Here is an 18,821-nt window from a genome sequence, read left to right as displayed (position 1 = left end):
AAAGAGAATGGCATTGAGATCGTGCTGCAAGGCTTTAGGCCATCTCAACCACTAAGGTCATTTGGCCGCCGCTGGGCGTTCGCTGATGAATGCGATCAATTCTTTCGAACGCGCTAGCGTATCGCGATAGCCAAGCTCGATCAGGGCGCGGCAATAGCCGGGCTCGAACATCAGATAGCTCGGCAGGCGCCAGTCCTCTCCCCAAACGCCCAGCCTGCGCAGCAGCATCCGGACGGTCCACGGCATCTCCGCAGCATGACGGCGCGCGATCTCGCGAATATCCTCCGACGGATCGAGCGCGATGACATCGATGTCGCGCAACGACGTTTCGCCGAGTCGGCGCTCAGCAACCAGCGACAGCGTGTGATCGATACGCTGCGCGCGTTCGATGTCGGCGTCGACGTTGTCCATGAAAATAATGTCGAGCATGCTGCCGCCAATCGTGCCTAGCGGCGGGTATTGAACTTCATCCGGCCGTGTCGGCGGATCGACATCGCGATCGCGGGTGGTGATGACGATGATCTTATCCGCTCCGGCGTGGATTGCCGGGCTCAGCGGCGATGTCAGCCGAAGCGAGCCGTCGCCATAGTGCTCGGATCCCAAGCGCTGCGCCGGAAACACAAGCGGCAGCGCGGACGACGCAAGCAGGTGGTCGACCGTCAAGCGGGTCGCAACACCATCGCGGCGGGCGCGGCTCCATTCAGCGATATCGGGCGCGCCTTCAAAGAAGGTGACCGCGCGCCCACGATCGTAAGACGAAGCCGTGACACATAAGGCTTTGAGCGCCCCTGCCTTCACCGCTTCCGAGATGCGCTCGAACTCGGTGTGGTCGATGAGGAATTGGCGCAGCGGGTCGTTGTCGAGGAGCGAGCGCGGATTGGGCAGTCCCAGGGACGCAATCGGCGTCAGAGACAGAACCCAATGCAGCCCGTGCAAGGAAATCGATACGAAATCGGTACGGTAGACATCCCTACAATGAAGGTTCTGCCAAAGCTCGACGAGCTTGGCGACGCCTTCGTTGAAGCGCGTGGCATGGGCCGCGAGGAATGCCGCGCTGATCGCTCCGACGGACGAGCCGACGATGACGGGAAACGGGTTGCGATTAGGCGGAGTGAGCTCGGCGAGAGCCTTGATGACGCCGACCTGATAGGCACCCCTGGCACCGCCACCAGGCAGAACGACTCCAAGCGTGGCGGCCGTGTTTTCGTTCATGCTTATCCTCTGCGATCCCGCGTGTATCACGACCGTATCGCCGACGCCTTGACCGGCCTCGGCCGCGGATCGAATGCGAAACTGTATGCAACAACGTCGGCGGCCGCATTATCGATTTCGGCTTCCGGGACACGCTCCATTCTCAATCCCGCTCGCCAGAACCCAACGCACAGAAACAATCTCGATCTCTCCTTGACAGGTCATCCTGATCGGCCCATGTGACCGCAACGGCACTCGATGACCTCGATGCCGTGAATTCGAAGGAACCCAACCCTTGTCTAGCGACAGTAGTTGTCGAACTCCCCGGCCGTCGCGGCCCGTGGTCTGACCGTTGGGTCGGCTCGCCACGGTCCGTTTTGACGGCGGATCGCGAGGTGAGCCATGGAAGAAGTCCACTACGTGTCGGGCGACGATGTCGATCCGATCCTGCTGGTCGAACTGCTCGATGAGCACGATGCTGACATCGTCGCGCAGCTCAACGAGCAAGATCTCGAAACGACCGCCTCGATCCTTTCGCAATTTCCGCTGGAACGCGCGGTCGATATTTTCGACCGGCCGGAATTGTCGCGCGCGGGCGACATCATCCTCGAACTTCCCGAGGACCTTGCCGGACGCATTCTGAAAGGCATGTCCGCCGACCGCGCCGCCAACATGCTGCGCCAGCTCGACGGGACTGACCGCACAGATCTTCTCGCGCGCGTCGATTTCGAGACGGCGCAATCGCTGAAGCTGCTGCTCGCTTATCCCGAGGGCACCGCGGGCAGCATCATGACGACGGAATTCGTCAGCGTTCCGTCAACATATACCGTCGCGGAAACGCTGAAGCATATTCGCGAAGTGCAGCACACGCGAGAAACGGTCTACGCCATCTACGTTCTCGATCCTGCATCGCGCGAGCTACGTCAGGTCGTATCGTTGCGGCAGCTGATCTCCAGCGAGCCCGACAGCAACATTCTCGACGTCGCATCCGATCGCGATCCCATCTGGGTCGAGCCCGACGCCGATCGGGAAGAAGTCGCGCGGCTGATCTCCATTCACGACCTTCTGGCCGTGCCGGTTCTCAACGCCCGCCATCGCGTGCTCGGCATCGTCACGTTCGATGACGTCATCGACGCGATCCTCGCGGAAAGCACGGAAGACGTGCAGCGCTTCGGTGGCGTCGAAGGCATGGCCGAACCATATATGGAGATCGGCTTCGTCGAGATGATCAAGAAGCGCGCGGGATGGCTGTGCGCGCTCTTTATCGGCGAAATGCTGACTGCGAGCGCCATGCAGCATTACTCCGACGAGCTTGAAAAAGCCGTGGTGCTGACGCTGTTCATCCCTCTCATCATGAGCTCGGGCGGCAACTCGGGATCGCAGGCGACGTCGCTTCTGATCCGCGCGCTTGCGCTCGGACAGTTGCGTCTCAGGGATTGGTGGCGCGTCGCGGTCAGAGAAATTCCCACGGGCCTGACGCTCGGCACCATCCTCGGCGTCATCGGCATCGCACGCATCAGCTTGTGGCAGTATCTCGGAATTTTCGACTACGGCGAGCACTGGATGCTGGTCGCGCTGACCGTCGGATTGGGCCTCGTCGGGATCGTCACATTCGGTTCGCTCGCGGGCTCTATGCTTCCGTTTGTGCTGAAGCGGCTTGGGTTCGACCCTGCAAGCGCATCAGCGCCGTTCGTTGCGACGCTCGTCGACGTCACCGGCCTGATGATCTACTTCAGCGTCGCGCTGCTGATCCTGCGCGGCACGCTGCTATGAATGCGTGACACATCAAACCGCCGGTACGCTCATTTACATCGTAGCGTACCGGTGGTTCAGTTTGCGCAATCGTCGACAGCGATACATTTGTTGCGCGTACAGTGACACCGACGCGCGATGATAACGTCCGCTAAAACGACTGATCAGCGAAATTCGAGTAGCACGTTGGCGCTGCTGTGATACGTTCCCGGCCTCACCATGCCGGCGGGCGGGAACGCCGGAATTCATTTACTCATAAGATTTTTGGCGCAATCCATGACGATACATGAGCCTTTGCGATCCGCGCTGCGGCGGCATTCTTTCATGCCTTGCTTGGCGCTGATAACTGCTGTTCTTGCCGGCGCAGTTGCGCCGGTCAAAGCACAAGAAGGACCGCCGGCGTTTCCGGTGACGGTCGCGCCGCCGCTCTCCGAGCACATCAAGACGTGGGATGAATATCCCGGCCGCTTCGAAGCGTTTCAGCGCGTCGAGTTGCGACCGCGCGTCAGCGGTTACGTCGATCAGGTGAATTTCAAGGAAGGCTCCGACGTCAAGTTCGGCGATCTTCTATTCACGCTCGACAAGCGGCCGTTCGAAATTGCCGTCGAGGCTGCGAAGGCCGAAGTCGCGCGCGCTCACGCGCAAGTCGAATTCGCGAAGGCCGATCTGCAGCGCGCGGCACCGCTGGTCGAATCCAAGGCGCTGAGCGAGCAGGTTTACGAGCAGCGCAAATCAAGTCTCGGCGTCGCTGAAGCGCAGGTCATGTCGGCGGCGGCGCAACTCAAGTCGGCGGAACTCAATCTCGAGTGGGCCGAGGTTCGCGCTCCGATCTCGGGACGCATCTCGGATAAGAAAATCGACGTCGGCAATCTCGTGATCGGCGGACAGGTCAACGCGACGCTGATGGCGACGATCGTCTCGACCGACCCCATTCACTTCGTGTTCGACACGTCGGAAGCAGACTACCTGCGCTACCAGCGTCTCAATCAATCGGGCAAGCGCGATTCCTCGCCGAACTCGCCGACACCCGTGCGCCTGAAACTCGCGGACGAGAAAGACTGGAGCCATCAGGGCACGATGGACTTCATCGATAATGCGTTCAACGAACATTCCGGCACGCTACGCGGCCGGGCCATCTTTCCGAACAAGAACGGATTGATGACTCCCGGCGTCTTCGCGCGCCTTGCTCTTTATGCTGGCGATATCGATGCGTTTCTCATTCCCGACGATGCCATCGTTTCGGATCAGGCGCACAAGATCGTCTACACCGTCAACGCCGACGACGTGGTCGTCGCGACGCCGGTGGAGCTTGGCCCGATCTACGAGGGGCTGCGCGTCATCAAATCAGGGCTCAAAGCCGACGATCGCGTGGTGATCGAAGGCGTCGCCAATCCGGCCATCCGACCCGGATCGAAAGTTGCGCCGACCTTGGGCGCAATCAAGCCGCCTGAAAAAACCGCTCAGAAATAGTTCGCGCTCAAACGCAGAAAACGTCCAATGCGCCTCACCCATTTCTTCATAGACCGGCCGATTTTCGCATCCGTCGTATCGCTGATCATCACGATCCTCGGATTGATCTCGGTGAATTTCCTGCCGATCGCCGAGTATCCGGAGATCGCGCCACCGACAGTCAGCATTCACGCGACGTATCCGGGCGCCTCCGCGCAGGTGATCGCGGAGACGGTCGCGACGCCGATCGAGCAGGAAGTCAACGGCGTTGACGACATGCTCTACATCAACTCGCAGTCGACGGGTGACGGGCAGGTGACGATCAGCGTCATCTTCAAGCCGGGCACCGATGTCGATCAGGCGCAGGTGCTGGTGCAGAACCGCGTGTCGGTGGCGGAGCCGCGCCTGCCGGAAGACGTGCGCCGTCTCGGCATTTCGGTGCGCAAGGCGTCGCCCGACCTGATGATGGTCGTGCACATGGTGTCGCCCGACGGCACGCGCGATCAACAGTACATTTCGAACTACGCGACGCTCTATGTGAAAGACGTGCTGACGCGCATCGACGGCGTCGGCGACGTCAACGTGTTCGGCGCACGCGACTACTCGATGCGCATCTGGCTCGATCCGGACAAGGTGTCGTCGCGCGGACTGACGGCGGGCGATGTCGTGGCTGCGTTGCAAGCAGCGAACTTGCAGGTTGCGGCAGGCTCTATCAACCAGCCGCCTGCCACATCGGACGGCGCGTTCACGCTCAACGTTCAGACGCTCGGGCGCCTGAAAGCCACGAGCGAGTTCGAAGACATCGTGGTCAGGGCCGAGCCGGGCGGGCAAGTCATCCGCGTTCGCGACATCGCGCGCGTCGAGCTCGGCGCGCAGGACTACACCGTCAATGCGTATCTCGACAATCGCAACGCGACGGCGCTTGTGCTGTTTCAGAAGCCGGGCTCGAATGCGCTCGCGACGGCGTCCGCCGTCAAGCACCAGATGGAACTGCTGAAGAAGAGCTTCCCGCCGGGCCTCGACTACACGGTCGTCTATAATCCGACCGAATTTATTCAGTTCTCGATCGATGCCGTCGTCAAGACGCTCGCCGAAGCGATCCTGCTCGTCGTTCTGGTCGTCATTCTGTTTCTGCAAACGTGGCGTGCGGCGATCATTCCGATCCTGGCCATTCCGGTATCGCTGATCGGCACGTTCTTCATCATGAGCCTGCTCGGCATCACGTTTAACACGCTGTCGCTGTTCGGACTGGTGCTTGCGATCGGCATCGTCGTCGACGACGCGATCGTCGTGGTCGAGAACGTCGAACGCTACATCGAGCAAGGCATGAGCCCGAAGGCCGCGGCTCATAAAACGATGGACGAAGTCGGCACGGCGCTGATCGCGATCTCGCTCGTGCTTATCGGCGTATTCCTGCCGACGGCTTTCATCACGGGCCTGCAGGGAACGTTCTTCAAGCAGTTCGCCATCACGATCGCCGCGTCCACGGCGTTGTCGCTGATCGTGTCGCTCACGCTGTCGCCCGCCATGGCGGCACTGCTGCTGAAGCCGCATCGCGCCACGCACGAGAAGCAGAATATTCTTGCGAGAATTCTCGGCGCGCCGCTTAGGCTGTTCTTTCGCGCCTTCAACGCAGCGTTCGGTGCGCTGTCGCATGGCTATGCGTGGCTGACGAGCAAGCTCATCAAAATCAGCTTGCTTCTGATCCTCGTCTATTGCGGCCTGCTGTTCGCGACGTACACGCGCTTGACTTCGACGCCGACGGGTCTCATCCCGCCGCTCGATCGCGCGTATCTGATCGTTGCGTTGCAGCTGCCGCCGGGGTCGACGCTTAGCCGCACGGATGCCGTCGTGCGCAAGGCCGGTGATATTCTGCTGTCGCGACCGGGCATCAACCACTCCGTCGCGTTCGTAGGCTTCGACGGCGCGACATTCACCAACGCGCCGAACACGGGCGTGATCTTCGTCAGTCTGGCGCCATTCGCCGAGCGGGCGCATACCGGTTTAGCGAAAGACGCGATCTTAAACGACCTGCGGCAGCAGATGGCGCAGATCAAGGAAGCGTTCGTGCTCGTCATCGAGCCACCATCGGTACCGGGCATCGGCACGGGCGGCGGTCTCAAGGGCTACGTTCAGGATAAGGGCGGACGCGGGCTGCCGGCGCTCGAGGGCGCAGCGTGGGCGATGGCCGGTGCATCCGGACAACAGCCCGGCTTCGCGCAGGCGTTCACGCTCTTCAACGTGCGCACGCCGGAGATCTACGCCGACATCAATCGCACCAAGGCCGAGCAGCTCGGCGTTCCGATCAGCCGCGTGTTCGAGACGCTGTCGGTCTACATGGGGTCGGCGTTCGTCAACGACTTCAACATTCTCGGCCGCACGTATCGCGTCACGGCGCAGGCCGACAATCCGTTCCGCCTGTCGTTGCGCGACGTCGCAAATCTCAAGACGCGAAGCAACACGGGCGAGATGGTGCCGATCGGATCGGTCGCCACATTCAACGACACGACGGGCGCGTATCGCGTGCCGCGCTACAATCTCTATCCGGCGGCCGAAGTTCAGGTTCAGTTGCTGCGCGGCTATTCGACGGGCGAAGCCATCAAGACGATGGAAGCCATCGCGGACAAGGTGCTGCCGTCCGGTTTCGGTTTCGAGTGGACCGAAATCGCGTTGCAGGAAAAACTTGCGGGCAATACGGCGATCCTCGCGTTCGGCCTTTCGGTCGTGTTCGTGTTCCTCCTTCTGTCAGCGCTGTATGAAAGCTGGATGCTGCCGCTGTCGGTCATCCTGATCGTGCCGATGTGCATTCTGGCGGCGATGATCGGCGTGAACATTCGCGGGCTCGACCGCAACATCCTGGTCGAGATCGGCTTGATCGTGCTCGTCGGCCTCGCGGCGAAGAACGCCATTCTGATCGTCGAATTTGCGAAGCAGGGTGAAGATCAGGGGCTGTCGCGCAGCGAAGCGGCGGTCGAAGCCGCGCGCACGCGCTTGAGGCCCATCCTGATGACGTCGCTGGCATTCATTCTCGGCGTCGTGCCGTTGGTATTCGCGGAAGGCGCGGGCGCTGAAATGCGGCAATCGCTCGGAACCGCCGTGTTCTCCGGCATGCTCGGCGTGACGCTATTCGGCCTGATCTTCACGCCGGTGTTCTACGTCGTCGTCCGCAAGCTCTCGCCTAAGCCGCGCGACAGCGCGGATATTGAAGCCGGCGAGGCCACAAGATAGTTAGCGGACGGAGATCATCCGCGGTAAACGCGCCCCACGACGCGTAGTGTCGCATCTTTCGTCCGCTCAAAAATTGGGCCAAACTCGGTCCAGATATTTTTCAGTCGAACCTCGAAATTTAGTGATCCTATGAGCTCAGATAAGAAGCCGACCCGCGCCGAAGTCGAGGCTGCGGTCAGAACCATTCTCCGCTGGAGCGGCGACGATCCGACCCGCGATGGGCTGCTGGAAACGCCCGCGCGCGTGGTGCGCGCGTATGAGGAATATTTCCGCGGCTACAACGACGATCCGAAAGCTATTCTGCAAAAGACCTTCGAGGAGATCGAAGGCTACGACGAGATGATCGTGCTGCGCGGCATCCGGTTCGAAAGCCATTGCGAGCATCACATGGCGCCGATCATCGGGCGCGCCTGGGTCGCCTACATCCCGCGCGGGCGCGTGGTCGGCATCTCGAAGCTGGCGCGCGCCGTCGATGCGTTTGCGAAGCGGCTTCAGATTCAGGAAAAGATGACGGCGCAGATCGCGAACACGATCCAGGAAGTGCTCGATCCGGAAGGCGTCGCGGTCGTGCTCAAGGCGGAGCATCACTGCATGACGACGCGCGGCGCCCACAAGCCCGGCACCGACATGGTGACGAGCCGCATGCTCGGCGTGTTCCGCGATAACCCGATCACGCGGCAGGAATTCCTGGCGCTCGTCACCGAGGATCAGAGACACGACTGACGCGCCTGCTGTTCTATTCGTAATCGACGCCGACGAGATAGAGACCGGCCGCGGGCGCGACCGGTCCGCAGGCTTCGCGATTGGCGGCGGCGAGCGCGGACGCAAGATCAGCGCGGCTCCATTTGCCTTCGCCGACAAGCTTCAGGCTGCCGACCATCGAGCGAACCTGATGATGCAGGAACGAGCGAGCCGAGACGCGGCAGACGATTTCCTCGCCTTCCCGTGAGACATCAAAAACGTCGAGTGTCTTGATTGGCGATTTCGCCTGGCACTGAGCGGCGCGAAACGTCGTGAAATCGTGCTTTCCGACGAGTTCTTGCGCGGCGGCGTGCATTGCGGCGGCGTCGAGGTTCTGCATCGTCCACCAGACGCGATGGCGCTGCAGGATCGGCGGCGCGCGGCGCGTCAGCAGGCGATATTCGTAGTGGCGCTTCACGGCGCTGAAGCGCGCGTCGAACGCGTCGTCAACCTGAGCGGCGGCAACCACGCCAATCGGATTTGGACGCAGGTGGAAATTCATCGCATCGCGGATGCGTCCCGGTTCCCATGTCTTTTCGAGATCGAAGTGCGCGACTTGCCCGAGCGCGTGCACCCCCGCGTCGGTTCGCCCAGCGCCGCGCACGCCCGGCGCTTCGCCAGAGAATTTGCGGATCGCCGTTTCGAGCGCGCCTTGAATAGATACGCCTTCGGCCTGGCGCTGCCAGCCGATGAAGGGCGTGCCGTCATATTCGATGGTGATGCGGTAGCGGGGCATTCAGGACCAGTGCGCAGCGTCGGAACGCGCCATCCCTAACGGGTGTCGCGCCGTCGCTCAATGCGCTCCGATAGCGCCGGGGCTGCCTTTACCGCGCGGACCGCCAGCGAAATGGCCGTTGTGGCCGTTTCGAAAATACCAGCCGCCGTTGCGGTGTTTCCAGTAGCCCGGACCATAAGACGGGCGGGTATAGATCGGGCCGTCGGGATCGACGACGCCGAGATCGCCGCCGCTGCTCGTTGCGTTCGAGCTGTAGTCGTAGACGTTATTCTCGTTGAAGCTCAGCGCCAGCGGCGTGCGGTTCGGATTGACGATGACATAGCGTTCCGGCGGCAACGGGCGAATGACGCGCACGCCATGCTCGAGCGTGGTGACTGCGCCGTAGTACGGCTGCGTTACGATGCGGGCCGTGAAGCCGTCGGCAGAAGCCGCACCCGTCATCGCCAGCATGGCCGACGCGAGCGCAATCAGAAACATTGGAAACGAACGGCGCATCTCAAGTCCTCGAAACAGAACGAACGAGAACGTGAGATTAGCCTTACCGCGCGAATTCCGCAGAGCGATTTCCCAGCATCCTTAATTCACGATCCGGGAAACGTCAGGCCAGCCGCGTGCCGGGCTCGAGACGTGCGCCGCGCAGGAAATCTGCGGCTTTCATCGGCTGCTTTCCGGCGCGCTGCAGCTCTTCGATGCGGATGGCTCCCTCGCCGCAAGCGATCGTGAGTTCGCCGTCGAGCAGCACGCCCGGCTCGCCGTCTTTTGCGATCGACGAGGCGCGCAACACCTTGATGCGTTCGGGCTTGCCGCCGAGGTTCGCTTCGAACCATGCGCCGGGGAACGGCGACAATCCGCGAATGTGGTTTGCAACTTCGGTCGCGGTTTTTGCGAAATCGATGCGCGTTTCGCGCTTGTCGATTTTCGCGGCGTAGGTCACGCCCTCTTGCGGTTGCGGGACAGCGCGCAGCGTGCCGGCTTCAAGTTCGGCCAAGGCTGCGACTATTAGCTCGGCACCCAATGCCGAGAGCGTGTCGTGCAGCTCTCCGGCGGTCATGTCTGGGGTAATCGCAACGTCGCGCCCGAGGCAGACGGGGCCGGTGTCGAGACCTTCGTCCATACGCATAATGTTGACGGCGGTCACGGCGTCGCCCGCCATGATGGCGCGCTGGATCGGCGCCGCCCCGCGCCAGCGCGGCAGCTTCGAGGCGTGGACGTTGAAGCATCCGAGACGCGGCGCGTCGAGCACGGCGGCCGGCAGCAACAGCCCGTAGGCCACGACGACGGCGGCGTCAGCTTTGAGGTCCGCGAACGCGGCGCGATCTTCGTCCGTCTTGAAATTCTTCGGCGTGCGCACGGGAATTCCAAGCGCCTCGGCGCGGCGATGAACTGGTGATTTTAGTTCGGCGAGGCCGCGCCCGGCCGGTCGTGGCGGCTGGCTATAGACCGCGACGACGCGATGTCCGGCCGCAACGAGCGCATCCAGAACCGGTACGGAAAAGTCCGGCGTACCCATGAACACGATGTCGAGCGGCATCCGGCAGTCCTCACTTGCGCGCGAATGATCGGCGTCGCCAGTCCGCTCGCACCGCGAGACGAGCGGGGCTCGTTAGCTCCGCGCCTCGCGTACCTGTTTCTTGAATTTGCGGATGACCATGTCGCGTTTCAGGCGCGACAGGAAATCGATGATGAGCTGCCCGTCGAGGTGGTCGAGCTCGTGCTGAATGGCGGTTGCGAGCAAGCCTTCGGCGGCGAGTTCCTGCTCTTTGCCGTGGCGATCGATGTAGCGAACCGTCACGCTCGCCGGACGTTCGATCTCGACGTGTACGTCGGGGATCGAGAGGCAGCCTTCTTCATGCAGCCGGGTCGTCGAGCCGAGCGCGACAAGCTCCGGGTTCGCCATAGCGATCGGGTTCGGCGGTGCGCCGTCTTCCGCAGCATCGACGACGAGGACGCGCTTCAGCACGCCGACCTGCACGGCGGCGAGGCCGATGCCCGGCGCGTCGTACATCGTCTCCAGCATGTCATCCATCAACTTGACGACGGCGTCGTCAACGCGCTCGACGGGATCGGAGATCTTGCGGAGCACGGGATCGGGAATTGTTATGATCGGTAGAATGGCCATGACGCTCACATATGGAAGGCCGTGGCGGCGGTCAATGGCGCGTGCGGTCCGTATCCGTCGCTGCGGCGCGCTCGCGCATGGCCGATGCCAGAGCGTCGGCGGTGGCTTCGGCGGGCTGCCAGCCCGTTTGCCTTAACCGGGCGGCGTCAACGATAAGGTCGCCCCCCAGAAGCTCGGCGATTTCGCCCTTCCCGGCCTTCCGGAGCGCGGCCACGATCGCAGCCTCCGGCATCGGCACCAGCATTGACGGCCGGCCGCGGCCCTTGCGCAATGCCCGGATCATATCCGCGATCGTAACCGGGGCACTATCGGCGACGATGAAGGTCCCGTCCCTGGCGGCCTCAGCCTGCAGCACGTGTTCGATCGCCGCGATAAGGTTGCTGATGCTCAGCAGCGATCGCCGCCCTTTCATGGCCGCGAAGGGCAACGGATAGGGGCTGGCCGCCAGGCGCATCAGCGTCGCCATGTTGCCGCGGACGCCGGACCCATACACAAGCACCGGCCGGAGCACCGTCCACTGCGTGTTCGAACCAGCGAGGAGATCGGCAGTCAGCGCTTCCGCCGCGATCTTGGAGCGTCCGTAGGCGTTCGTCGGATTGGCTGGCGTGTCCTCGGTGACGATGCCGTCATGCACGGCGCCGACTTGTGCGCGGACGGATGACATCAGCACGAAGCGTTTGACGCGCGCGGCGCGAGCTGCACGCGCAAGCTGGCGGGTGGCGTCGACGTTGATCGCCGTATAGGCGGCGTCCGGCAGTCCCGGCCGGGCATGCGCCATTCCGGCGGCGTGAATGACGGCGTCGACGCCGCGCACGACGTATTCCGCCGCGAACGAGCGTGACATGTCGCCGAGCGCGATGCCCTCGACATTCGGGTCGTCGAAGATGACCGGCTGGCGCGAGGCGGCGCGGACGAGATAGCCGCGCTCCGACAGCCTGCGGACGAGATGCTGCCCGATGAACCCGGACGCGCCCGTGACGAGAATTCGCGGCTTGGCGGTCATCATCAGACTGCTCCCCTCCGGCGCGTTCTCAAATGAGAGACCTAGATCACCTCGTGCGCCACGGGATTTGGCGGCGGCTTGAAGGTCTCTCCAATCGCATCGATCAGCTTGTAGGCCGAAAAAGTGGCGATGATACCGAAGGCGACGCCGCCGATCATGTTGCCCGCGAGCACGCCCGCCGCGCCGAAGAACTTGCCGCCGAGCAGCACGAACGGGACCGTGCCGAGCGTCGCCCGGCCCCAGTTCAGCATCGTCGAAAAATGCGCACGTCCGAGCGTGTTGAAGGCAGCGTTGGCGACGAACAGCGCGCCCATGAACACAAACAGCGGCGATAGCCAACGGCAGAAGAAGACGATCAGGTCGCGCGCTTCGCCGCCGGCATTGAAGAGCGCCGCGATCTCGTTGGCGAGGACGCCGAGGCATAGCCATGCGATGCCGGTGAATGCCGTCATCGTCAGCAGCGAGAACGTGAACACGTCGCGCATGCGCTCGGAGGATCGAGCGCCGAAGTTCTGGCCGATGATCGGGCCGACCGCGCCGGACAGCGCGTAGATTGCGCCGAAGGCGACCGGCGTCAGACGCGCGAGGATCGCCCAGGCAGCGACCGCCGCATCGCCATAGGCTGCGATGGCGTAGGTCACGTAACCGTTGCCGACGGCTGGCGCGATGTTCGTCAAAACGGCAGGACCGGCGATCTGAATGAAGGCGGGCGTGTCCTGCGCCAGCGTCGCGATTTTCGGACGCGCGAGAAGATCGTGGACCTTGTAGACGCTGTAGAAGCCGATACCCATCATCACGAGGCGCGCGATCAGCGAGGATATCGCCGCGCCTTCGATGCCCAAGCCGAAATGGACAATCAGGATCACGTCGAGGATCGTGTTGACGATGGCGCCGAACAGCGTGACGAACATTGCGCGGCGTGCGTCGCCAGCGGAGCGCAACACGGCGGAGGCCGTGATCGCCAGCGCAAGCACCGGCAGCGTCGGCACGAGGATGCGCAAATACAGAGCCGCAAGATCGAGCGTTCGGCCGCGGGCTCCGATCAGTTCGAGCAGCGGTTCGATCGCAAACCACAGCACGAGCGTGATCGCGACTGAAGCGATAAGCGACAGCAAGTGCGCGTTGGTCGCGAGACGCCGCGCCCGCATACGCCGCCCGGCTCCGAGCGCGGGCGCAACCAGCGAGGTCGCGGCGATCGACAGGCCGATCCCGACCGAGGTCGCGAAGAACAGGATCGAACTCGCATAGCCGACGGCCGCGACGACGGCTTCATCGTTCAGCCGCGAAAGAAAGTAGATGTTGGCGAGGTCGCCAACGAAGATCGCCATGAGGCCGAGTGCGCCCGCGCCCGTCATCGCAAGGATGTGGCGCAGGAGGGAGCCGGTGACAAAGCGCGGCTGCTGTTGGGCGGAACGCCGGGGCGTTTCGATATTGCTCATCGTGTTTTTCTGCCTCGGCGGCCAGTGCGGTCCTGGCTCTCGTGGTACGCCGTTCTACAGCTTGCGCCGCGCTTTGAAAGCCGCAGCGAGCGTGCCGTCGTCGAGATAATCGAGTTCGCCGCCAATCGGGACGCCTTGCGCAAGTCGCGAGACCGTCACATCGGTCGCGGCGAGTTGATCGGAAATGTAATGGGCAGTCGACTGGCCTTCGACGGTGGCGTTGAGCGCGAGCAGGATCTCTTTGACTTCGGACGCTGCGGCTCTCGCCAAAAGATTGGCGACGTTGAGCTGCTCCGGCCCGATGCCGTCGAGCGGCGACAGGTGGCCGCCGAGCACGTGATAGCGCGCCGAGACGATATTCGCGCGCTCGAGCGCCCAGAGGTCGCCGACCTCTTCGACAACGACGATGAGGCTTTGATCGCGGCGCGGATCGCTGCAGACGCTGCACGGCGAGACCGTATCGAGATTGCCGCAGACGGGGCATTCGGAAATTTTTTCGACGGCCTGCTGGAGCGCGTCCGACAACGGCAGCAGCAAATCGTTGCGCCGCTTCAGAAGTGACAGCACCGCCTTGCGCGCCGAGCGCGGTCCAAGCCCCGGCAAGCGCGACAGGAGCTGCACGAGGCGCTCGATTTCAGGTCCTGCGATTTTCCGGGACATCGTATGATTATTTATGCGACCGCTTTTCAGAACGCCAGGACTGCCGCTGGTCCTTGGCACTGGATGGCCGCCTGGAGGGCGGCCATGACGCGGGAGGCGACGTTTCCAAGTGTACCTGGCTAGAACAGCTTCATTCCCGGAGGCAACGGAATTCCGCCGGTGATTTCGGCCATTTTCGACTGCATCGCGCTATCGGCCTTGGCTCGCGCATCAGCGGCAGCGGCGACGATCAGGTCTTCGAGAATCTCGACCTCATCGGGCTTCATCAGGCTTGGATCGATACGGACGCGCTTGACCTCGCCCTTGCCGTCAACGGTGAGGTGAACGAGGCCGCCGCCCGACTGGCCTTCGATCTCGGCGCGCGCAAGCTCCTCCTGCATCTCTTTGAAACGGGCCTGCATCTGGCCCATCTGCTTCATCATGCCCATCAGGTCTTTCATGCAATCCTCTGCGTTGCGGCAATTGTCAGCGAAGGGCGTCAGCCGGCTTCGCTTTCCTTATCGTCGGCGTCCAGCGTTCTGCCAGGCAAGCGGCGCACTTCCGCGATCTTCGCGTCGGGGAAGGCTTGAAGGACGGCGCGCATGGCGGGGTGCTGCTTCAGCTGCTCAAGCTCGGCGGCTTCGCGCTCCCGGCGCACGACGCCGATCGGGCGTTGACCGGCGTCTTTCGACAGCACAACGACCCAGCGCCGGCCCGTCCATAGATTAAGTTTCTCGCGGAGATCGTTGGCAAGCTCGGGCGGCGCATCCGGCAGCAGGAAGATATCGATCGAGCCCGCCACCGCATCGAACTTCACGAGGCTGACGTCGTTCTCGAGATGCATCTTGAGTTTGACGTCGCGCTTCTCGCCGACGAGCGTCACGACGTCGACGAACGAACGCGGATCAGGCAGTCGCGGCGCCGATGAGAGAGACGTCTGCTCATCGTCGTCGAGAGCGTCGCCGTCGCCGATTCCGTCGTCGAGGTTGCCTTCGTCACCGGCAAAATCGAAGACGTCGCCGGTTGCGAGGTCGTCATGCTCCGCACGCGGAGCGGTCGTCGTCGTGTTGACGGTCGGCCGCGTGTCCGACGTGCGCGTTTCGGCGGGCGCCAAAGCCGGGCGGCGTGCGGGCATTGCCGAGCCGCCGAGGCCTCTGATCAATTCATCGGGCGTCGGCAGGTCCGCTGTGTACGCGAGGCGGATCAGGACCATCTCGGCGGCAACGTCCGGGTTCGGCGTGCGCCCGACTTCTTCGAGACCTTTGATCAGCATCTGCCAGGCGCGCGAGAGATACGGCATCGACAGGCGGCTCGCGAGATCGCTCAGCCGTTTCTTTTCTTCCGCCGTCAGACTTTCGCCGGCCGGTTCTTCGCCGACGGCTTTGACGCGCGCGATCGCGTGCACCGCCTCGGCGAGATCGCCGATCACTTCGGAAGCTTCGGCGCCGTCGCGATGCAGGCTCGCAAAGCCGTTGAGCGCGGCGGGAAGATCGCCACGGAAAATGGCTTCGGCGAGATCGAAGATGCGGCCGCGATCGGCGAGGCCGAGCATGTCGCGCACGCTCGCCGCGGTGACGTGGCCCTCGCCCATCGCGATTGCCTGATCGAGGATCGAGAGGCCGTCGCGAACGGAGCCTTCGGCGGCGCGGGCGATGAGCTGCAACGCATCGGTGTCGGCCTCGGCGCCTTCGCTCTCCGAAATCTTCTTGAAGTGCGCCGCAAGCACGGGCTGCTCGACGCGGCGGAGATCGAAGCGCTGGCAGCGCGACAACACAGTGACGGGGACTTTACGGATTTCGGTCGTCGCGAAAATGAAGCGGACGTGCGCGGGCGGTTCCTCGAGCGTCTTCAGCAGCGCGTTGAACGCGCCCTTCGACAGCATGTGAACCTCGTCGATGATGAAGACCTTCGTGCGCGCGACGAGCGGCGTATACTGCGCGCTTTCGATGATCTCGCGGATGTTGTCGACGCCGGTGTTCGAGGCGGCGTCGATTTCGAGCACGTCGGGATGACGGCCTTCCATGATGTCCTTGCAGTGGACACCGAGGCCCGGCATGTCGATCGTCGGCTTGTCTATGCCAGGGGCCTCGTAATTCAGCGCGCGGGCGAGGATGCGGGCGGTCGTCGTCTTGCCGACGCCGCGCACGCCGGTCAGCATATAGCCTTGCGCGATGCGCCCTGATGCAAAGGCGTTGCGGAGCGTCGTCACCATCGCCGACTGGCCGATCAGATCGTCGAAGGTCGCGGGGCGGTATTTGCGCGCCAGCACGACGTAGGGCTTCGGCGCTTCGGAACCAGCCGAGCCCGTCACGCCCTCGGACGCATCTGATTTCTTTTTCGCCATGTTCTCCGGATCGATATTTTCGCCCGCGGGGCGAGGGAGCAAGGCGACCCGCGCCGAACCTTGTCCAAAAATTCCGCGCCGCCAAGGGCCTCGTGGCCCCGGCGCGCAAGCAATAAAGGCTGGCGAACGACCCGACTTCTGATCGTTAGGGCTGCTTCCTTCCGGACCTGACCCGGTTGGCGACGAATTCGTCCGTCGCCAGCCCACGGCTATAATGGGGCGAACGGCGGAGAAGTACAACCCCGTGTTAGGGCTGTGACATTGCTGCTGGAATTGGGTTCGGCGTGTGTATCCGAATGATCGCGGTCAGGTGCGGAGGCGATGAGCCGCCGAATGATTGCACTGAGCTTTGGAGGGGCGGACGTAGACGCCCCGCCGAGAGATTTCTCCTAGTCTTCACCCCACCCCTCCCTGAGTGGAGGGGAAAGCGGAAGGCGAGTCTGTCGACAACTTCCAGGTGAAGGCCAAGCGAAGGCTTTTGGCTCGTCAGATGAGCGTGACGGCAGATCAGATGCAGCGGCCACCGTCGACTTCGATGGCGACGCCGGTGATGAAGGCGCTGGCGGGATCGGCGAGGAATAGTGCGGCGTTGGCGATGTCGAGCGGCTTCGACATGCGGCCGAGCGGAATTCCGGCGACGAACTTGGCGCGGTTCTCGGGCGTATCGGGCAGGCCCATGAACTGTTCGAGCATGCCGGTCTCGCCGATGACCGGGTTGATGGCGTTGACGCGAATGTTCTTCGGCGCGAGCTCGGCGGCCATCGACTTGGTCAGCGTGATCGCCGCGCCCTTCGAGCCGTTGTACCAAGTCAATCCCGGACGCGGACGAATGCCGGCGGTCGAAGCGGTCGTGATGATCGAACCGCCGCCGCGCTTTTCCATCACCGGCACGACAGCGAGCGTCGTCAGATAAATGGATTTGACGTTGACGGCGTAGATGCGGTCGAAGTCGTCTTCGCTGACGGTCAGCAGCGACTGGTTCTTGTGCGTCACGCCGGCGTTATTGACGAGAATGTCGACGCCGCCGAAGCGATCGACGGCCGCTGCGATCATCGCGTCCACGTCGGCGCGCCTGGTGACATCGGTTGCCGTCGCGATGGCGCGGTCCGGACCAATCTCAGCAGCGAGCGCGGAGGCCGGCCCGTCGTTGATGTCGGCGATGACGACGCGCGCGCCTTCAGCCGCAAACAACTCAGCGATGCCGCGGCCAAAGCCCGAAGCTGCGCCAGTGACGACCGCGACTTTATCCCTGAGACGCATGCGGATCAGCTCGAACGCTTCAGCGGAATCTGGCCGCTGGCGGCAAGCTCGGCGGCTTCCTTGCGGAACGGGCTCGCGGGATAGGTTCCGAAGATCGTGATCTGCGTCGAGAAGAACGACAATTCCTCAAGCGCTAGCTGCACGGATCGGTCGACCGGATGGCCTTCGATATCGGCGAAGAACATCGTGGCGTTGAACGTGCCCTCTTCCTGATAGCTTTCGAGCTTCGTCATGTTGACGCCGTTGGTCGCGAAGCCGCCAAGCGCTTTGTAAAGCGCGGCTGGCACGTTGCGCACGCGAAACAGGAACGTCGTCATGACCGGCCCGTTGCCGGGTTCCGCGTCATCGGGATCTTTGGCCAGAATGACGAAACGCGTCGTGTTGTGCGTTTCGTCCTCCATGTCGCTTTTCAGGATTTTGAGGCCGTAGATCTCGGCGGCGAGGCGCGAGGCGATGGCCGCCGTCGTCGGATCCTTGCCTTCGGCGACAAGCCGCGCGGAGCCTGCCGTGTCAGCTTCCGGCACCGGCTTCAGTCCGAGCCTGCGCAGCGTCGCACGGCACTGGCCGAGCGCCTGCGTGTGGCTCATCACGCGCTTGATGGTTTCGAGGCTCGCGTCTTCCGTCGCCATCAGCTGATGACGAACACGCAGGAAGTGCTCGGCAACGATATAGAGACCGGCATCGGGCAGCAGATAATGGATATCGGCGACGCGGCCTGCGACGGAGTTTTCGATCGGGATCATCGCGTAGCGCGTCTCGCCGGATTTCACCGCCGACAGCGCATCTTCGAAGGTCGGATAAGCGACGGGTTCGAGATCGGGATAAGCCTCGCGCGCCGCGAGATGCGAATTGGCGCCGGGCTCTCCCTGATATGAAATCTTGGCAGGCGTGTCGGCAGGCTCGGTTCGATGCGGCATGGC

General features: G+C 63.0%; 16 protein-coding genes and 1 other RNA gene. 4 read left to right on the top strand and 13 right to left on the bottom strand.

All coding sequences use genetic code 11. The features are described 5' to 3' along the window. Positions 1–57: 57 nt before the first annotated feature. Positions 58–1,212, bottom strand: a complete 1,155-nt coding sequence (locus HYPGJ_RS14710) for a patatin-like phospholipase family protein (RefSeq protein WP_046847795.1) — start codon at positions 1,210–1,212, stop codon at positions 58–60. 381 nt (positions 1,213–1,593) lie between these two features. Between HYPGJ_RS14710 and mgtE the strand changes: the two genes are divergently transcribed. From mgtE to folE, 4 genes are all read left to right on the top strand, one after another. After that, positions 1,594–2,964 (top strand): magnesium transporter, encoded by a 1,371-nt coding sequence (gene mgtE, locus HYPGJ_RS14705; RefSeq protein ID WP_046847794.1) that lies wholly within the window; start codon positions 1,594–1,596, stop codon positions 2,962–2,964. A gap of 303 nt (positions 2,965–3,267) precedes the next feature. Further along, a complete protein-coding gene (locus HYPGJ_RS14700) occupies positions 3,268–4,413 on the top strand; it encodes an efflux RND transporter periplasmic adaptor subunit (RefSeq protein ID WP_046847793.1) in 1,146 nt (381 codons plus the stop codon). A gap of 27 nt (positions 4,414–4,440) precedes the next feature. Next, positions 4,441–7,620, top strand: a complete 3,180-nt coding sequence (locus HYPGJ_RS14695; protein WP_046847792.1) for a multidrug efflux RND transporter permease subunit — start codon at positions 4,441–4,443, stop codon at positions 7,618–7,620. A 129-nt stretch (positions 7,621–7,749) separates the two neighbouring features. Beyond that, a complete protein-coding gene (gene folE / locus HYPGJ_RS14690; protein WP_046847791.1) occupies positions 7,750–8,343 on the top strand; it encodes a GTP cyclohydrolase I FolE in 594 nt (197 codons plus the stop codon). Between the two features lie 13 nt (positions 8,344–8,356). Here the strand turns inward: folE and truA are convergent, their stop codons facing one another. The 12 genes from truA to HYPGJ_RS14635 all read right to left on the bottom strand — a co-directional run bounded on the left by truA (position 8,357) and on the right by HYPGJ_RS14635 (position 18,818). Continuing rightward, positions 8,357–9,097 (bottom strand): tRNA pseudouridine(38-40) synthase TruA, encoded by a 741-nt coding sequence (gene truA / locus HYPGJ_RS14685; protein WP_046847790.1) that lies wholly within the window; start codon positions 9,095–9,097, stop codon positions 8,357–8,359. A gap of 57 nt (positions 9,098–9,154) precedes the next feature. Then, positions 9,155–9,592, bottom strand: coding sequence for a hypothetical protein (locus HYPGJ_RS14680; protein WP_046847789.1), 438 nt, complete (start codon positions 9,590–9,592; stop codon positions 9,155–9,157). A gap of 103 nt (positions 9,593–9,695) precedes the next feature. Then, positions 9,696–10,628 carry a methionyl-tRNA formyltransferase gene (fmt, locus tag HYPGJ_RS14675; RefSeq protein WP_046847788.1) on the bottom strand — a complete coding sequence of 311 codons (933 nt, stop codon included), beginning with the start codon at positions 10,626–10,628 and terminating at the stop codon, positions 9,696–9,698. A gap of 72 nt (positions 10,629–10,700) precedes the next feature. After that, positions 10,701–11,216, bottom strand: a complete 516-nt coding sequence (gene def / locus HYPGJ_RS14670; protein ID WP_046847787.1) for a peptide deformylase — start codon at positions 11,214–11,216, stop codon at positions 10,701–10,703. A gap of 31 nt (positions 11,217–11,247) precedes the next feature. Further along, positions 11,248–12,222, bottom strand: a complete 975-nt coding sequence (locus tag HYPGJ_RS14665; RefSeq protein ID WP_083984142.1) for an NAD-dependent epimerase/dehydratase family protein — start codon at positions 12,220–12,222, stop codon at positions 11,248–11,250. 38 nt (positions 12,223–12,260) lie between these two features. Continuing rightward, entirely contained in the window at positions 12,261–13,658 is a 1,398-nt protein-coding gene (locus HYPGJ_RS14660) for an MATE family efflux transporter (protein ID WP_046847786.1), read from the bottom strand. Positions 13,659–13,712: 54 nt separating this feature from the next. Continuing rightward, positions 13,713–14,318 (bottom strand): recombination mediator RecR, encoded by a 606-nt coding sequence (gene recR / locus HYPGJ_RS14655; protein ID WP_013216682.1) that lies wholly within the window; start codon positions 14,316–14,318, stop codon positions 13,713–13,715. A 119-nt stretch (positions 14,319–14,437) separates the two neighbouring features. Then, on the bottom strand, positions 14,438–14,758 hold the full coding sequence (locus HYPGJ_RS14650) for a YbaB/EbfC family nucleoid-associated protein (protein WP_013216683.1): 321 nt from the start codon (positions 14,756–14,758) through the stop codon (positions 14,438–14,440). Between the two features lie 38 nt (positions 14,759–14,796). Continuing rightward, complete coding sequence (locus HYPGJ_RS14645) at positions 14,797–16,641, bottom strand: DNA polymerase III subunit gamma/tau (RefSeq protein ID WP_046848446.1); 1,845 nt, start codon at positions 16,639–16,641, stop codon at positions 14,797–14,799. 111 nt (positions 16,642–16,752) lie between these two features. Beyond that, positions 16,753–16,848: signal recognition particle sRNA small type (ffs, locus tag HYPGJ_RS18570), an RNA gene on the bottom strand. Positions 16,849–17,148: 300 nt separating this feature from the next. Further along, positions 17,149–17,901 carry a glucose 1-dehydrogenase gene (locus HYPGJ_RS14640; RefSeq protein ID WP_046847785.1) on the bottom strand — a complete coding sequence of 251 codons (753 nt, stop codon included), beginning with the start codon at positions 17,899–17,901 and terminating at the stop codon, positions 17,149–17,151. A 5-nt stretch (positions 17,902–17,906) separates the two neighbouring features. Beyond that, a complete protein-coding gene (locus HYPGJ_RS14635) occupies positions 17,907–18,818 on the bottom strand; it encodes a prephenate dehydratase (RefSeq protein WP_046847784.1) in 912 nt (303 codons plus the stop codon). Positions 18,819–18,821: the final 3 nt, after the last annotated feature.

This window comes from Hyphomicrobium sp. GJ21 (assembly GCF_001006785.1).
GTDB lineage: Bacteria > Pseudomonadota > Alphaproteobacteria > Rhizobiales > Hyphomicrobiaceae > Hyphomicrobium_B.
The sequence above is the reverse complement of the archived record's forward strand: the minus strand, read 5'-3'. Positions and strand labels throughout refer to the sequence as shown.

Excerpts from the sequence above, each read along its gene's own strand:
- HYPGJ_RS14710 (WP_046847795.1), bottom strand. The coding sequence starts at position 1,212 with ATGAACGAAAACACGGCCGCCACGCTTGGAGTCGTTCTGCCTGGTGGC.
- mgtE (WP_046847794.1), top strand. The coding sequence starts at position 1,594 with ATGGAAGAAGTCCACTACGTGTCGGGCGACGATGTCGATCCGATCCTG.
- HYPGJ_RS14700 (WP_046847793.1), top strand. The coding sequence starts at position 3,268 with ATGCCTTGCTTGGCGCTGATAACTGCTGTTCTTGCCGGCGCAGTTGCG.
- HYPGJ_RS14695 (WP_046847792.1), top strand. The coding sequence starts at position 4,441 with ATGCGCCTCACCCATTTCTTCATAGACCGGCCGATTTTCGCATCCGTC.
- folE (WP_046847791.1), top strand. The coding sequence starts at position 7,750 with ATGAGCTCAGATAAGAAGCCGACCCGCGCCGAAGTCGAGGCTGCGGTC.
- truA (WP_046847790.1), bottom strand. The coding sequence starts at position 9,097 with ATGCCCCGCTACCGCATCACCATCGAATATGACGGCACGCCCTTCATC.
- HYPGJ_RS14680 (WP_046847789.1), bottom strand. The coding sequence starts at position 9,592 with ATGCGCCGTTCGTTTCCAATGTTTCTGATTGCGCTCGCGTCGGCCATG.
- fmt (WP_046847788.1), bottom strand. The coding sequence starts at position 10,628 with ATGCCGCTCGACATCGTGTTCATGGGTACGCCGGACTTTTCCGTACCG.
- def (WP_046847787.1), bottom strand. The coding sequence starts at position 11,216 with ATGGCCATTCTACCGATCATAACAATTCCCGATCCCGTGCTCCGCAAG.
- HYPGJ_RS14665 (WP_083984142.1), bottom strand. The coding sequence starts at position 12,222 with ATGATGACCGCCAAGCCGCGAATTCTCGTCACGGGCGCGTCCGGGTTC.
- HYPGJ_RS14660 (WP_046847786.1), bottom strand. The coding sequence starts at position 13,658 with ATGAGCAATATCGAAACGCCCCGGCGTTCCGCCCAACAGCAGCCGCGC.
- recR (WP_013216682.1), bottom strand. The coding sequence starts at position 14,318 with ATGTCCCGGAAAATCGCAGGACCTGAAATCGAGCGCCTCGTGCAGCTC.
- HYPGJ_RS14650 (WP_013216683.1), bottom strand. The coding sequence starts at position 14,758 with ATGAAAGACCTGATGGGCATGATGAAGCAGATGGGCCAGATGCAGGCC.
- HYPGJ_RS14645 (WP_046848446.1), bottom strand. The coding sequence starts at position 16,641 with ATGGCGAAAAAGAAATCAGATGCGTCCGAGGGCGTGACGGGCTCGGCT.
- HYPGJ_RS14640 (WP_046847785.1), bottom strand. The coding sequence starts at position 17,901 with ATGCGTCTCAGGGATAAAGTCGCGGTCGTCACTGGCGCAGCTTCGGGC.
- HYPGJ_RS14635 (WP_046847784.1), bottom strand. The coding sequence starts at position 18,818 with ATGCCGCATCGAACCGAGCCTGCCGACACGCCTGCCAAGATTTCATAT.